Here is a 14,367-nt window from a genome sequence, read left to right as displayed (position 1 = left end):
GCGGAATAGACTCAACTTAGTGCATGCTGTAGTCAGCAGACCTGAAGGACGACACGGGAGGACCCCCCAGCAGTGGACGCCAGCAAGTTCACCACCAAGACGCAGGACGCCCTGTCCGCCGCGATCCGGCAGGCGGGCGCGGCCGGGAACCCGGACGTCAAGCCGGTGCACATCCTGACCGCCCTGCTGGAGCAGCCCGAGGGCATCGCACGGCCGCTGCTGGAGGCGGTCGGCGCGGACGCCGCCCGGATTGACGCCGAGGCGCGCCGCCAGCTGGCCGCGCTGCCCAGCGCGATGGGCTCGACCGTCGCCGCGCCGCAGCTCGCCCGGGACACCCTGGCGGTGCTCACCGAGGCCGGAGCGCGCGCCGACGACCTGGACGACCAGTACGTCTCCACCGAGCACCTGATGGTCGGCCTGGCCGCCGAGGGCGGGCCGGTCGCCGAGCTGCTGGTGCAGCAGGGCGCGACGCCGAAGGCGCTGCTCGCCGCGTTCAAGGACGTGCGCGGCAGCGGCCGGGTCACCTCGCCGGACCCGGAGGGCACCTACAAGGCGCTGGAGAAGTACGGCACCGACCTCACCCAGGCCGCGCGGGACGGCAAGCTCGACCCGGTGATCGGCCGGGACCAGGAGATCCGTCGGGTCGTCCAGGTGCTCTCCCGCCGGACGAAGAACAACCCGGTGCTGATCGGCGAGCCCGGCGTCGGCAAGACCGCGGTGGTCGAGGGCCTGGCCCAGCGCATCGTCGCCGGGGACGTGCCGGAGTCGCTGCGCGGCAAGCGGCTGGTCGCACTGGACCTCAGCGCGATGGTCGCCGGCGCCAAGTACCGCGGCGAGTTCGAGGAGCGGCTGAAGGCCGTCCTGAACGACATCAAGCAGAGCGACGGCCAGGTCGTCACCTTCATCGACGAGCTGCACACCATGGTCGGCGCGGGCGCGGGCGGCGACTCCGCGATGGACGCCGGCAACATGCTCAAGCCGATGCTGGCCCGCGGCGAGCTGCGGATGGTCGGCGCCACGACGCTGGACGAGTACCGCGAACGGATCGAGAAGGACCCGGCCCTGGAGCGCCGCTTCCAGCAGGTGCTGGTCGGCGAGCCCAGCGTCGAGGACTCGATCGCCATCCTGCGCGGGCTCAAGGGCCGCTACGAGGCGCACCACAAGGTGCAGATCGCGGACGCGGCGCTGGTCGCCGCGGCCACCCTGTCCAACCGCTACATCACCTCCCGCTTCCTGCCGGACAAGGCGATCGACCTGGTCGACGAGGCGGCCTCCCGGCTGCGGATGGAGATCGACTCCTCCCCGGTCGAGATCGACGAACTCCAGCGCTCCGTGGACCGGTTGCGCATGGAGGAGCTGGCCCTGGAGAAGGAGTCGGACCCGGCCTCGATCGACCGGCTGGCCCGGCTGCGGCGCGACCTCGCCGACCGCAACGAGCAGTTGAGCGCCCTGACGGCGCGCTGGGAGCAGGAGAAGCGCAGCCTCAACCGGGTCGGCGAGCTCAAGGAGCGGCTGGACGACCTGCACGGCGCGCTCGAACGGGCCCAGCGCGACGGCGACTTCGAGCGCGCGTCGAAGCTGATGTACGCGGAGATCCCGGCCGCCGAGCGGGAGCTCGCCGAGGCCCAGGAGCGGGCCGCCACCGCGGACACGGAGTCCGGGTCCGCCTCCGCCCCGATGGTGAAGGAGGAGGTCGGCCCGGACGACGTGGCCGACGTGGTGTCCTCCTGGACGGGCATCCCGGCCGGCCGCCTGCTCGAGGGAGAGAGCGCCAAACTCCTGCGCATGGAGGAGGAGTTGGGCAGGCGTCTGATCGGCCAGGCGGAGGCCGTGCAGGCCGTCTCGGACGCGGTGCGCCGCACGCGCTCCGGCATCGCCGACCCGGACCGCCCGACCGGATCGTTCCTCTTCCTCGGCCCGACGGGCGTCGGCAAGACCGAACTCGCCAAGGCCCTGGCCGACTTCCTCTTCGACGACGAGCGGGCGATGGTCCGGATCGACATGAGCGAGTACGGCGAGAAGCACTCGGTCTCCCGTCTGGTCGGCGCCCCGCCCGGCTACGTCGGCTACGAGGAGGGCGGCCAGCTCACCGAGGCGGTGCGCCGCCGCCCGTACAGCGTGGTGCTGCTGGACGAGGTGGAGAAGGCCCACCCCGAGGTCTTCGACGTCCTGCTGCAGGTGCTGGACGACGGCCGGCTCACCGACGGCCAGGGCCGGACGGTGGACTTCCGCAACGCCATCCTGATCCTCACCTCGAATCTCGGGTCGCAGTTCCTGGTGGACCCGGCCATCCCGGAGGAGCGCAAGAAGGCGCTGGTGCTGGAGTCCGTCCGGGCGGCGTTCAAGCCCGAGTTCCTCAACCGGCTGGACGACATCGTGGTCTTCGACCCGCTGGGCACCGCCGAGCTCAGCCGGATCGTCGACATCCAGGTGGCCCGGCTGGGCGAGCGGCTGCGCGAGCGGCGGCTCAGCCTGGTGGTCTCCGAGGCGGCGCGCGACTGGCTGGCCCTGACCGGGTACGACCCGGCGTACGGCGCCCGCCCGCTGCGCCGTCTGGTCCAGTCGGCGATCGGCGACCAGCTGGCCCGGGCGATCCTCTCCGGCCGGGTGCACGACGGGGACACCGTCCTCGTCGAGCGGGACGAGGAGGGCGACCGCCTCACCGTCCGCAGCCGCGGACCGCTGGAGAAGTAGCGCAGCGTGCCCGGGCCGCCCCGCCGTCGGGCGGGGCGGCCCGGGCGCACCGCCCGCGCCGCCGCGAGTTCCCCTCTCCGGGGCCGCCGGACGGCCGCTGCGCTCCGCGTCCGCACCCCCGTACGGCCGGACACCCACCGTCACCACCGCCTGCTCAGCCCCCCGTCGGAAGGCCTCCGTCGAAGATCGACGCGTGTCCGGGTGCCCCTGTGAGGAGGGCCCCGAATGAGGCAGGATGGAGGTGGAAAGGGCGGCCTCTCATTGCCGGCCACCACGTGCACTGAGGAAGAGGACCCCCATGAGCATCGACCCGTCGTCCATCCCGTCCTTCGGCGTACCGCAGGGCGGCCAGCCCGGTGGCCAGGGCGGACCGGCCGGTCCCCCGCCGATCGTCGTCCCGGACCAGGGGCTGGTGGCCCAGCTGCTGGACCAGATGCAGCTCAAGCACGTCGTGGACGAGGAGGGCGACCTCACCGCCCCCTGGGAGGGCTTCCGCGTCTACTACATGTTCCGCGGCGAGCAGAAGGAGCTCTTCGCGGTGCGCGCCTTCTACGACCGCGCGTACCCGCTGGAGAAGAAGCACGAGATCCTCGACCTGATCGACGAGTGGAACCGCGAGACCCTCTGGCCGAAGGTCTACACCCACACCCACGAGGACGGCGTCGTCCGTCTGATCGGTGAGGCCCAGATGATCGTCGGCACCGGCGTCAACCTGGACTACTTCGTCACCACCACCGCCAACTGGACCCAGGCGTCCGTCGGCTTCGAGCAGTGGATCGTCGAGCGCCTCGGCCTGCAGAACGAGATCGAGGGCGAGGACGGCGAGGGCGAGGCCCCCGAGGGCACCGACGAGGCCTGACCTCACCCCGCCCGGAGAGCAGCGGCCCGACCACCTGGGACCAGGTGGCCGGGCCGTCCTTGTCCCCGGCCCCCGGCCGACCCCAGGATGGGGCCCGACGACGACGCGCGTGAGGAGCCATCGATGGGTGACAGGCCGCTGCTGAACCGCAGGCTGGACGGCATGGGCACGACGATCTTCGCCGAGATGTCGGCCCTGGCCACGGCCACCGGCTCGATCAACCTCGGCCAGGGCTTCCCCGACACCGACGGGCCCGAGGAGGTCCGCGAGGCGGCCGTCCGGGCGCTGCGCGACGGCCGCGGCAACCAGTACCCGCCGGGCCCCGGCGTCCCCGAGCTGCGCGAGGCGATCGCCGGGCACCAGCAGCGCTTCCACGGCCTGTGCTACGACCCGGACACCGAGGTGCTGGTCACCGCCGGCGCCACCGAGGCCATCGCCGCCACCCTGCTCGCCCTGCTCGAACCCGGGGACGAGGTCATCGCCTTCGAGCCCTTCTACGACTCGTACGCCGCCTGCATCGCGATGGCCGGCGCCGTGCGCGTCCCGCTCACCCTGCGGGCCCCCGACTTCCGGCCCGACCTGGACGAGCTGCGCGGCCTGATCACCCCGCGCACCCGGCTGCTGCTGGTGAACACCCCGCACAACCCCACCGGCACCGTGCTGACCGCCGAGGAGACGGCCGCGATCGCCGCCCTCGCCGTCGAGCACGACCTGCTGGTCGTCACCGACGAGGTCTACGAGCACCTGGTCTTCGGCGCCACCCACCACCCGGTCGCCGCGCTGCCCGGCATGCGCGAGCGCACCGTCGCCATCTCCTCGGCCGGCAAGACCTTCTCGTTCACCGGCTGGAAGGTCGGCTGGGTCACCGCCGCACCGGCCCTGGTCGCGGCCGTGCGCACCGCCAAGCAGTACCTGACCTACGTCAGCGCCGGGCCCTTCCAGTACGCCGTCGCCGAGGCGCTGCAGCTGCCCGACGCGTACTTCGAGGGCTTCCGGGCCGACCTGCTGCGCAAGCGCGACCTGCTGGTCGGCGGGCTCACCTCGGCGGGCTTCCGGGCGTTCAACCCCCAGGGCACGTACTTCGTCACCACCGACATCACCCCGCTCGGGGTGAAGGACGGCGTCGAGTTCTGCCGGGCCCTGCCGGAGCGCTGCGGCGTGGTCGCGATCCCGAACGCCGTCTTCTACGACGACGCCGAGGCCGGCCGCAGCCTGGTCCGGTTCACCTTCTGCAAGCAGGACGCAGTGCTGGAGGAGGCGGTCGCCCGCCTGCAGCGGCTCTGACACCGTGGCGCTGACATCCCGGTTCTGACGCCCCGGCTCCGGCACCCCGGTTCCGACGCCCCGACCGCCGGGTCAGCCGACGCCGGGGGAACAATGATGGCCCCGCGACGCGACTGAGAAACCGTCAACTCCACGGCTCCGGAAGCCCGGTCGGGATCCGGACGATGCCCGTGAGGCACACCGGGAGGCCTCTCCGGCACACCCCGCCGCCGCCCCGCACGCCCCGCACCCCCGGCGCGTGCGGGGCGGCGGCGCGTGAGGCGCACGAACGGCGCACGACCAGCGCGCACGGCGCGTGACCCGGTGAGAGGGGCGCGCGCGGTGCAGAGTCGCACACCGGGTCGATCAGAGCCGGGAAGCAGGTGTGCCCGAAACGGTGAATGCTTGACAAAGTTGGGTAAATCACCGACGGACCCGGCGTATTCATGCTTCTCTGCTGCTGAATCTCCAGCCGGAATCCTTCCTTCCACGGTCGGCCGCGCCCAGGGCCGCACAGCCACGAACAGCCTCGCCATCGCCTAGGCCTACTCGATGCTGCTCGGCGGGCGCGCACGGAGCTGAAACGCGGAGCCGAGCATGCTCACCACACTGCAGACCTCCTACACGGACACCCGCGCCGGTGACCTGGCCTGGTGCCTGGGCGGCGAACCGCTGCCCGCTCTCGCGGTCCGCGACCTGAGACTCACCGGGGGCGGGCACCCCGGGACGTCCGGCACCCTCCAGCTGCGGCTGCTGGGCGCGTCGCACCAGGTGGTGATCGCGGCGGGCCCGGGCGAGTGCCTGGAGACCGTCGCCTGCCTGCCGGGCCGCCGGACGCCGCTGCCGGCCCGGGTCGCCAAGCAGGTCGGCGGCTGGGAGTACGAGTTCGCGGCCCGGATCGAGGCGCTGCCCCCGCACGACTTCGCGGCCCGCGCCCAGGAGCTGCTGGCGCTGGTCGAGGGGCACCCGCGGGGCCTGGCCGGGATCTTCCCCGGCGACCCGAGCGCCTTCACCGCCCTGGTCACCCAGGGCGGCACGGACCGGCTGCTCTGGCGCACCTGGCACGCCTACCCGCAGGAGGGGCAGCTGGTCTGCACCCGCTCCTCGCTGGTGGTGTCCGGGGCATGACCGCCGACCGGCCGCCCCGGGGCGCCAGCGGGACCGCGACCGATGAATCGCACGCAGGAACGATTCGTCAATCCGAGCTCTCGCACTGTCCGTCGAATGGGCGCAGCCGTCCGTCCCGAACGTCCCCTAGCGTTTGTTCGTGATCAACCATCCGGCCGGTCCGCCCGCCCACCCGCGAGTGGACCTCGACGACGACGGCGACCCGCCCCGGACCGGGCGCAGCCTCGCCCCGCTGCCCGCCCGCCGTCGGTGCCGGCTGCGCTCCCGCCCCCGGCTCGCCCGCCTGGCCGTCCTGCTGGCCGCGTTCGTCTGCGCGGCCTGCGGACTCGTCTACGAGCTCGAACTCGTCGCACTCGGCGACTCCCTGCTCGGGGACGCCGTCACCCAGACCTCCGTCGTGCTGTCCGTCATGGTCTTCGCGATGGGGCTCGGCTCGCTCCTCGCCAAGCGCCTCACCCGCCGGCCCGCCACCGCCTTCGCCCTCGTCGAATGCGCACTCGCGCTCACCGGCGGGCTCTCCGTCCTCGCCCTCTACTCCTGCTGGGCCTGGATCGGCCGCTGCCAGGCCGCCGTGGTCGGCCTCACCTGCCTCATCGGCATCCTGATCGGCGCCGAGATCCCCCTGCTGATGACCCTCGTCCAACGGATCCGGCGCGAGGACGCCGGGCGCACCGCCGCCGACCTCTTCGCCGCCGACTACGTGGGGGCCCTCATCGGGGGCCTCGCCTTCCCGTTCCTGATCCTCCCCGGCCTCGGCCCCGGCACCGGCGCCCTCGTCACCGGCGCCGTCAACGCCGTCGCCGGCGCCGCCGTGGTGCTCTGGCTCTTCCGCGAGGAACCCACCCCCCGGACACGGCGCCTGCTCTGGGGCGGCTGCGCCCTCGTCCTCGCCCTCCTCGCCGCGGCCGCCGCCGGCACCGACGCCGTCGAACGCGCCGCCCGGCACGCCCTCTACGGGGACCAGATCCGCTACGCCGGCCGGAGCCGGACCCAGGAGATCGTGCTCACCGGCCCCGCCGAGGGCCCCCTCCGGCTGTACCTCGACGGGCGCCTCGCCGTCTGCGGGCCGGACGAGTACCGCGGCAGCGAGGCCCTCGTGCACCCCGCCATGGGCGCCGGGCCGGACGCCCGCGTCCTGCTCCTCGGCGGCGGCGACGGCCTCGCCCTGCGGGAGGTGCTGCGGCACCGCGGCGTGCGCGCCGTCCGGCTGGTCGACACGGACCCGGCCCTCCCCCGGCTCGCCCGCACCGACCCCGGACTCGCCGCCCTCACCGGCCACTCGCTGGACGACCCCCGGGTGCGCGCCACCGCCGCCGACCCGCTGGTCTGGCTGCGCGGCGACGCGGCCGCCCAGGACGGACCGTACGACGTGGTCCTCGCCGACCTGCCCGCCCCCTCCGACGGCGGACCGGTCACGTTCCACTCCCAGGAGTTCTACGGTCTCGCCACCCGGCTGCTCTCCCCCGGCGGCCGCCTCGCCGTCCGGGCCGGCGGAGACCGGGACGGGCTCTGGCGGACCGAGTCCGGCCTGCGGGCGGCCGGGCTGCAGACCGTCCCGTACGGCCTCCCGGGCAGCGCCACCGCCGGCTGCCGGCCCGACCCGCCGGACGCCGCCCAGCTCTTCCTGCTGGCGGCCGCCGCACAGCCCCCGCTGGCGCTCGCCCCGGACGCCCCGCCGCCCCGGGCACTCACCGCCGACGCCCTCCGCACCTCCGCCACCGGCCTCACCCCGCTCCGCCCGGCCCGCCCCCCGGCCGCCCTCACCCTGCTCGGGCCGCACTGAGCCGGCGGCCGGGGGTGTGCCACCGTCCGGTTGCCCGGCGGCCGGGGCGGGGCCGGAACCCGGGCCGGGTCCCGGGGCCGGGGTGGGCGGTGGGGCCCGGGGGAACTCGGGCCGTGCTGGGTGGGGACCGGGCGGGGTTCGGTCGGTAGGCTCCGTGGCATGGAGCATGAGGTTGTCGTCCCGATGCCCGCCGAGCTGGTGCGGCAGGCCCTGCAGGATCCGGCTCTGCTGGCCCGTAGCGTGCCGGGGCTCAGCACCGAACCGGCCGCGGTCGGCAGCGGTCCGGCCGAGGAGATCGGTGGCCGGCTGAAGCTGCGGATCGGCGGCTCCACCATCACCTACAAGGGCGTGCTCTCCCTGATCGAGGGCCGCGAGGGCGTGCTGACCGTGTTCGCCGAGGGCCAGGAGGCCCGCGGCAGCGGCGAGGCGACCGCCACCGTCCGGGTGAGCGTCGCGGACGGCCCCGAGGACGGCACCGCCGTGGTCCGCTTCACCGGCGACCTCAGCGCCACCGGCCGGCTCACCGAGTTCGACTCGGAGGCCCTCGACGCCGCCGGCCGCCGGCTGCTGGAGCGCTTCGCCACCGCGCTGGTGTCCCCGGACGCCGCACCGGAGACGGAGACCGACGGCGACGAGCCCGACACCGAGGACGCCGCGGGCGCCGGGACCGGCCCGGCCGACGCGGACGACGCGGACGACGACGGGGACGACCGGCCCGCGGACGACGAGGGCGCGGACGACGAGGGCACCGGGGCCAGCGTGGTGTTCATCGAGGAGCACCAGGACCAGCCCGGGGACGACCTCGACGACGACCTCTCCGACCTGATCGCCTTCTCCGACGCCGACGCCGAGCGCTTCGGCCTGCCCACCGGCGGCGCCGACGAGGACGCGCACGAGGACGGCGTGGCCGAGGAGCTCCCCGCCGAGCCGCTCTTCGAGTACGACGACGAGCCGGCCGGCGGACCGGTCCGCCGCAGCATCGTCGGCCGGTCGGCCGAGGAGGTCGACCACGCCCCGCCGCGCGGCCGGTACGCCCCGGCGCTGCCGGCCCGCAGCGCCCGGGCCCGGGCGGCGTCCCGCTGGGGCGGCGAGGCGGGCGGGATCGTGGTCCCGGGCACCGGTGGCCGCAGCGCGGTGCCGTGGGTGATCGGCGGCTCGGTGGCCCTGCTGGGCGGCGCCGTGGTGCTGGTCAGGGCGCTGCGCCGCCGCTAGGGTCCGGGCGCCGGGCGGGCGGCCAGGGCCTAGACTGAACGCTCATGAGCAACGACCGCGACGCCCTGCTGGCACAGATCAAGGACAAGGCCGTCGTGCACGGCAAGGTCACCCTCTCCTCCGGCAAGGAGGCCGACTACTACGTCGACCTGCGCCGGATCACGCTGGACGGCCAGGCCGCCCCGCTGGTCGGTCGGGTGATGCTGGACGCGACCTCGCACCTGGAGTACGACGCCGTCGGCGGCCTGACCCTGGGCGCCGACCCGGTGGCCGCCGCGATGCTGCACGCCGCCGCCGCCCGCGGGCGCGAGCTGGACGCCTTCGTGGTCCGCAAGGCGGGCAAGGCGCACGGCCTGCAGCGCCGGATCGAGGGCCCCGAGGTCAAGGGCCGCCGGGTGCTGGCGGTCGAGGACACCTCCACCACCGGCGGCTCGGTGCTGACCGCCGTCGAGGCGCTGCGCGAGGCGGGCGCCGAGGTGGTCGGCGTCGCGGTGATCGTGGAGCGCGGCGGCGCGGCCGCCGTCGAGGCGCAGGGCCTGCCGTACGTGACCGCGTACGACCTGGAGGACCTCGGCCTCTGAGGCCGACGGCCCGGCCGGACGACGACGGGGCCGGACGGGCGGGACCGGACACGCAACGGGGCCGGGTCCTGTTTCACGTGAAACGTGAGACGGGACCCGGCCCCTTCCGTTCGCCCTCCGGGCCGCTCAGCCCCGTCGGTGCCGGCCGCCGCCGGCCTGCACGCTCTCGGCCTCGGCGCTCTCCGCGCCGCCCGCCTTCTTCTTCCGGCGCTCCCGCAGGACCTCGATCAGGATCGGCGAGACCGACAGCAGGACGATCAGCAGCACCGCCGGGATCAGGTACTTGTCGATCACCGGGGCGAGCGCGTCACCGAAGAAGTAGCCGATCAGCAGCATGGACTCGGTCCACAGCACACCGCCGATGACGTTCCACAGGAAGAACGTCCGGGCGGGCATCTCCAGCGTGCCGGCGACCGGGTTGAGGAAGGTGCGGACGATCGGCATGAAGCGGGCCAGCACGACCGCCTTGCCGGGCCCGAACTTGTTGAAGTACTCCTCCGCCTTCATCACGTACTCGCGCCGGAAGATCTTCGACTCGGGCTTGTCGAACATCTTCGGCCCGACCTTGACCCCGATCAGGTGCCCGAGCTGGGCGCCGGCGATCGCGGCCAGCGGCGCGCCGACGAGCAGGGCGGCGATCGGCAGCTTGGCGCCGTCGCCGAGCACCGAGGAGGCGGCGTTCGAGGCGGCGACGCCCGCGATGATCAGCAGCGAGTCGCCCGGGAAGAAGAAGCCGACCAGCAGGCCGGTCTCCGCGAAGATGATCGCGATCAGCCCGATGGCGCCGAGGGACGAGATCAGGGATTTGGCGTCGAGCAGATTGACGGCCAGCTGGTTGTAGTCCACGGGCGCAGGATAGCGGGCCCGTCTGTACGGAGGCTTGGGGCGGCGGGCCGATCCGGCCCCGCCCCGGGGGCGCGGCCCGGCGCACCCGGCGGCCGCCCGCGCCGCCGTCGGCCCCGTTCCGACTGGCGGGCTCCTGCTGACCTGCGGGCACGAGTCTGGGAAGATGGCACGGGCGTCCGGACCGCGGCGGTACACCACCCTCATTGCCGTTCCGCGGACGTCGCCCCGAACCTTGGTGCCGGAGAGCCACACCGCAGCGCCGCGCGTCGGCGGCCGGCACGGAGTCGTACCGAAGGCGTACACAGCGTCGGACAGCACCGTCCGTACGCCGCAACCCGACAGGAGCGGATCGCATGCCCATCGCAACTCCCGAGGTCTACAACGAGATGCTGGACCGGGCCAAGGCGGGCAAGTTCGCCTACCCGGCCATCAACGTCACCTCGTCGCAGACCCTGCACGCCGCGCTGCGTGGTTTCGCCGAGGCCGAGAGCGACGGGATCATCCAGATCTCGACCGGTGGCGCGGAGTTCCTGGGCGGCCAGCACAACAAGGACATGGTGACCGGCGCCGTCGCGCTGGCCGAGTTCGCGCACATCGTCGCCGCCAAGTACGACATCACCGTCGCGCTGCACACCGACCACTGCCCGAAGGACAAGCTGGACGGCTACGTCCGCCCGCTGCTGGCGATCTCCGCCGAGCGCGTGGCCCAGGGCCGCAACCCGCTGTTCCAGTCGCACATGTGGGACGGCTCGGCCGAGACCCTCGCCGACAACCTGGCCATCGCCCGGGAGCTGCTGGCCCAGGCCGTCGCCGCCAAGATCATCCTCGAGGTCGAGATCACCCCGACCGGTGGCGAGGAGGACGGCGTCACCCACGAGATCAACGACGAGCTGTACACCACCGTCAACGACGCGGTGCGCACCGCCGAGGCGCTGGGCCTGGGCGAGCAGGGCCGTTACCTGCTGGCCGCCTCGTTCGGCAACGTGCACGGCGTCTACAAGCCGGGCAACGTGGTGCTGAAGCCCGAGCTGCTGCGCGAGCTGCAGGACGCGATCGGCAAGCAGTACGGCAAGAACGACCCGTTCGACTTCGTCTTCCACGGCGGCTCGGGCTCGAGCGCCGAGGAGATCGCCACCGCGCTGGAGAACGGTGTCGTGAAGATGAACCTCGACACCGACACCCAGTACGCGTTCACCCGCCCGGTGGCGGGCCACATGTTCGCGAACTATGACGGCGTGCTGAAGGTCGACGGCGAGGTCGGCAAGAAGAACACCTACGACCCGCGCACCTGGGGCAAGCTCGCCGAGGCGGGCATGGCCTCCCGCGTGGTCGAGGCCGCGCAGCAGCTGCGCTCGGCCGGCAACCGCCTGAAGTGACCCCGGCGGCCGGGCCCCGCCCGGTGACCGCCTGAACGCACGGTGCCCCCGGTGGAAGTCCACCGGGGGCACCGTGCGTTCCGGGTCGGTCGGACCCTACGGCTTGAGCTCCCCGTACGCCTCGGCGCTGCTGTCCTTCAGGAACTGCCAGCAGCGCGCCTCCTCCTCGGTCTCCTTGATCGCGCCGGCCGCGCGGGCGAGCGCCGCCAGGCAGCGCAGGAAGCCGCGGTTGCCGCGGTGCTCCCACGGCACCGGCCCGTGGCCCTTCCAGCCGTTGCGGCGCAGGGCGTCCAGGCCGCGGTGGTAGCCGGTGCGGGCGTAGGCGTAGGACTCCACGTAGCGGCCGGCCGCGTAGGCGTCGTCCGCGAGCATGGCCCAGGCCAGGCAGAAGGTCGGGAAGTCGGCGGCCACCTGGGTCGGTGAGGCCGACTCCTCCGCCAGCATGCGGTAGGGCTGCTCGTCCTCCGGCAGGAGGGTCGGGTCGGGGCCGTCGAGAAGATTCCGGTGAATCGCCATGCACGCAGTCTGCCACCCGAGGCGCTGGGGTCAACCGCCGCCGGGGATCGGCCGCGCCGTGCCGGATTCGTGCATACGCGGTATGTGGACATTCACCCGTTCGCCATGCCAAGGTGTTGATCATGCCCGCAGCACGATCCGCCGCCCCGCGCAGCCGCGCCCGCGGTGGTCGCCGACGCCGCCGACCGAGCCGGAGACTCGGGCCCGGCACGCTCGCGGCCCTGTTCGCGGCGGTCGCGGTGCTGGGCGGCACGGCGGTCATGCTGAATCGTTCCGCCGGGACGCCGGCCGGGCCGAGCGCCCAGGCGCGGATCGCCCAGCCGGCCGAACCGTCCGCCGCACCCACCGGCCCGGCACCGGCCCCCGCGGCCACGCCGACGCCCACCGCGGCCGACACGCCGACCCCGCCGGCCCCGACGCCCACCCCCACCGCGCCGGACCCGGGACCCGCCAAGGGCGCGGGCACCTTCACCATCGCCCCCGCCAACGCCCAGCCGGTCGGACGCGGCAAGGTGCGCCGCTACCGGGTGGAGGTCGAGGACGGCATCGGCATCGAGGCCACGGCCGCCGCCGCCCGGATCCACGACATCCTCGGCGACAAGCGCGGTTGGACCAACGACCGCAAGAACGGCTTCCAGCTGGTCGCCGGCGGCTCCTACGACTTCACCGTGAAGATCGCCTCGCCGGCCACCGTGGACCGGATCTGCGGCGCCTCCGGCCTGGACACCCACGGCGAGGTGAACTGCAACGTCGGCGACCAGGTGATCGTCAACTCCAAGCGCTGGAACACCGGTTCACCCCAGTTCAGCGGGCCGCTGGAGGAGTACCGGGCGCTGATCATCAATCACGAGGTCGGCCACCGGATCGGGCACGGGCACGAGACCTGCCCGGGCCCCGGCAAGCCGGCGCCCGCGATGATGCAGCAGATCTACGGCCTCAAGGGCTGCACCGCGAACGCCTGGCCGTACTCGGCGGAGGGCGGCTACCTGAGCGGCCCCGCCGTGCCGTGACGCCCGCCCTGCCGTGACACCCGCAGCCCGGTGACACCCGCCGTCCCGTGACGCCCCGTCGGGCAGCCCCTGGGGCGTGTCTTTCGGATCACGTCGGATCAGCGGGCGTCGTTGGGGTGCGTGCATCGGCGGCGCCGAGGAGGGAGTCCATGCGGAGCATCGGCGACTGACGAGAAGCCGGCGAGGTGCGTGCCCCGGCGGCGACCGCCTGGCGTGATCCGAAAGACACGCCCTAGGCCAGCACCGGCAGGTGCCCCCGCAGGTCGCTGCGCTCCCCCGAGGCGGAGACCGCGGCGGTGTCCACCGCCCGCGCCCAGTCGGCCCGTCCGGTGGCCAGCCGGATCCAGGTCAGCGGGTCCATCTCGACCACGTTCGGCGGGGTCCCCCGGGTGTGCCGGGGGCCCTCCACGGCCTGGACCACGGCGTACGGCGGGATCCGCAGCTCGACCGCGCCGCCGGGGGCGCGGTCCGCGAAGGCGTCCGCCAGCAGCCGGGTGACGGCGGCGACGGCCTGGCGGTCGTGCGGGAAGCCGCCCGGGAAGGCCTCCGGGCCGAGCGCGTCGGCCAGGTCCTCGGCGTGCACCACCGTCTCCACCAGCCGGGTCACCAGCATGTCGGAGAGCAGCATCGAGCCCAGCCGGATCTCGAACCGCCGGGCCGGGTCGGCGGCTTCGGGGCGCTCCAGCAGGGCGGTCAGCGCCTCGGCGGCGCGGTCGAAGGCCTCCGCCGCCGCGTCCGGACCGCCCGCGAACTCCTCGGCGGCCCGCGTCCTCGCCTGCTCGTCGAGCAGCGGCGCGACCGTCCCGACGGCGGCCACCCAGCCGAGCAGGTCCAGCGGCGCCCGGCCCTCCAGCGGGTCGTCGAGGTGCGCGGGGACGAACTCGAGCTGGACGGCCAGGTGGGCGAGCAGCTCGCGCACCCGCCACTCCCCCAGCCCGGTGGGCCGGTCGAGCTGCTCCGCGGTGAGGGCCCGCACGGCGGCGCGCAGCGCCCCGGTCTGGGCGGCCAGCGCGGCGCGCACCTTCTGCGGCTGGTACGTACGGGACTTGGCAGGCATGCCGCCAACATACGGCGAGGGGCGGACGGTCCACCAGGAACC

Annotated in this window: 12 protein-coding genes; 9 read left to right on the top strand and 3 right to left on the bottom strand. The window is 74.0% G+C overall.

Features of this window, described 5'->3' with window-relative positions; all coding sequences use genetic code 11:
* Positions 1–72 precede the first annotated feature (72 nt).
* From clpB to pyrE, 7 genes are all read left to right on the top strand, one after another.
* Positions 73–2,694 (top strand): ATP-dependent chaperone ClpB, encoded by a 2,622-nt coding sequence (gene clpB / locus ACFYUY_RS13685; protein WP_360205836.1) that lies wholly within the window; start codon positions 73–75, stop codon positions 2,692–2,694.
* 298 nt (positions 2,695–2,992) lie between these two features.
* The gene (locus ACFYUY_RS13680) at positions 2,993–3,553 is read left to right on the top strand and encodes a YbjN domain-containing protein (RefSeq protein ID WP_360205839.1); all 561 of its coding nucleotides are present in this window, start codon (positions 2,993–2,995) and stop codon (positions 3,551–3,553) included.
* A 123-nt stretch (positions 3,554–3,676) separates the two neighbouring features.
* Positions 3,677–4,837 carry a pyridoxal phosphate-dependent aminotransferase gene (locus ACFYUY_RS13675; protein ID WP_360205841.1) on the top strand — a complete coding sequence of 387 codons (1,161 nt, stop codon included), beginning with the start codon at positions 3,677–3,679 and terminating at the stop codon, positions 4,835–4,837.
* Positions 4,838–5,413: 576 nt separating this feature from the next.
* Positions 5,414–5,944: a DUF2617 family protein gene (locus tag ACFYUY_RS13670; protein ID WP_387900577.1), complete on the top strand. Its 531-nt coding sequence runs from the start codon at positions 5,414–5,416 to the stop codon at positions 5,942–5,944.
* A 139-nt stretch (positions 5,945–6,083) separates the two neighbouring features.
* Positions 6,084–7,727, top strand: a complete 1,644-nt coding sequence (locus ACFYUY_RS13665; RefSeq protein ID WP_387900576.1) for a polyamine aminopropyltransferase — start codon at positions 6,084–6,086, stop codon at positions 7,725–7,727.
* A 159-nt stretch (positions 7,728–7,886) separates the two neighbouring features.
* Positions 7,887–8,939, top strand: a complete 1,053-nt coding sequence (locus ACFYUY_RS13660) for a hypothetical protein (protein WP_387900574.1) — start codon at positions 7,887–7,889, stop codon at positions 8,937–8,939.
* A gap of 44 nt (positions 8,940–8,983) precedes the next feature.
* Positions 8,984–9,520 carry an orotate phosphoribosyltransferase gene (gene pyrE, locus ACFYUY_RS13655; RefSeq protein ID WP_360205853.1) on the top strand — a complete coding sequence of 179 codons (537 nt, stop codon included), beginning with the start codon at positions 8,984–8,986 and terminating at the stop codon, positions 9,518–9,520.
* 126 nt (positions 9,521–9,646) lie between these two features.
* On the opposite strand, the gene ACFYUY_RS13650 is transcribed toward pyrE, so the two are convergent.
* A complete protein-coding gene (locus ACFYUY_RS13650; protein ID WP_360205856.1) occupies positions 9,647–10,366 on the bottom strand; it encodes a VTT domain-containing protein in 720 nt (239 codons plus the stop codon).
* A gap of 353 nt (positions 10,367–10,719) precedes the next feature.
* On the opposite strand from ACFYUY_RS13650, the gene fbaA reads away from it, so the two are divergent.
* A complete protein-coding gene (fbaA, locus tag ACFYUY_RS13645; RefSeq protein WP_360205859.1) occupies positions 10,720–11,742 on the top strand; it encodes a class II fructose-bisphosphate aldolase in 1,023 nt (340 codons plus the stop codon).
* A gap of 96 nt (positions 11,743–11,838) precedes the next feature.
* Here fbaA and ACFYUY_RS13640 read toward each other — a convergent pair whose 3' ends face one another.
* Positions 11,839–12,258 (bottom strand): DUF3151 domain-containing protein, encoded by a 420-nt coding sequence (locus ACFYUY_RS13640; protein WP_360205862.1) that lies wholly within the window; start codon positions 12,256–12,258, stop codon positions 11,839–11,841.
* 122 nt (positions 12,259–12,380) lie between these two features.
* Here ACFYUY_RS13640 and ACFYUY_RS13635 point away from each other — a divergent pair, with 122 nt between their 5' ends.
* Positions 12,381–13,268: a DUF3152 domain-containing protein gene (locus ACFYUY_RS13635; RefSeq protein ID WP_387900572.1), complete on the top strand. Its 888-nt coding sequence runs from the start codon at positions 12,381–12,383 to the stop codon at positions 13,266–13,268.
* Between the two features lie 232 nt (positions 13,269–13,500).
* Here ACFYUY_RS13635 and ACFYUY_RS13630 read toward each other — a convergent pair whose 3' ends face one another.
* Complete coding sequence (locus ACFYUY_RS13630; RefSeq protein WP_387900570.1) at positions 13,501–14,325, bottom strand: sterol carrier family protein; 825 nt, start codon at positions 14,323–14,325, stop codon at positions 13,501–13,503.
* Positions 14,326–14,367: the final 42 nt, after the last annotated feature.

The organism is Kitasatospora sp. NPDC004745, from assembly GCF_042873275.1.
Classification (GTDB): domain Bacteria; phylum Actinomycetota; class Actinomycetes; order Streptomycetales; family Streptomycetaceae; genus Kitasatospora.
Note: the sequence above shows the minus strand (reverse complement) of the source record. Positions and strands in the feature narration are given on the sequence as shown.

Excerpts from the sequence above, each read along its gene's own strand:
- ACFYUY_RS13680 (WP_360205839.1), top strand. The coding sequence starts at position 2,993 with ATGAGCATCGACCCGTCGTCCATCCCGTCCTTCGGCGTACCGCAGGGC.
- ACFYUY_RS13675 (WP_360205841.1), top strand. The coding sequence starts at position 3,677 with ATGGGTGACAGGCCGCTGCTGAACCGCAGGCTGGACGGCATGGGCACG.
- ACFYUY_RS13670 (WP_387900577.1), top strand. The coding sequence starts at position 5,414 with ATGCTCACCACACTGCAGACCTCCTACACGGACACCCGCGCCGGTGAC.
- ACFYUY_RS13660 (WP_387900574.1), top strand. The coding sequence starts at position 7,887 with ATGGAGCATGAGGTTGTCGTCCCGATGCCCGCCGAGCTGGTGCGGCAG.
- pyrE (WP_360205853.1), top strand. The coding sequence starts at position 8,984 with ATGAGCAACGACCGCGACGCCCTGCTGGCACAGATCAAGGACAAGGCC.
- fbaA (WP_360205859.1), top strand. The coding sequence starts at position 10,720 with ATGCCCATCGCAACTCCCGAGGTCTACAACGAGATGCTGGACCGGGCC.
- ACFYUY_RS13640 (WP_360205862.1), bottom strand. The coding sequence starts at position 12,258 with ATGGCGATTCACCGGAATCTTCTCGACGGCCCCGACCCGACCCTCCTG.
- ACFYUY_RS13635 (WP_387900572.1), top strand. The coding sequence starts at position 12,381 with ATGCCCGCAGCACGATCCGCCGCCCCGCGCAGCCGCGCCCGCGGTGGT.
- ACFYUY_RS13630 (WP_387900570.1), bottom strand. The coding sequence starts at position 14,325 with ATGCCTGCCAAGTCCCGTACGTACCAGCCGCAGAAGGTGCGCGCCGCG.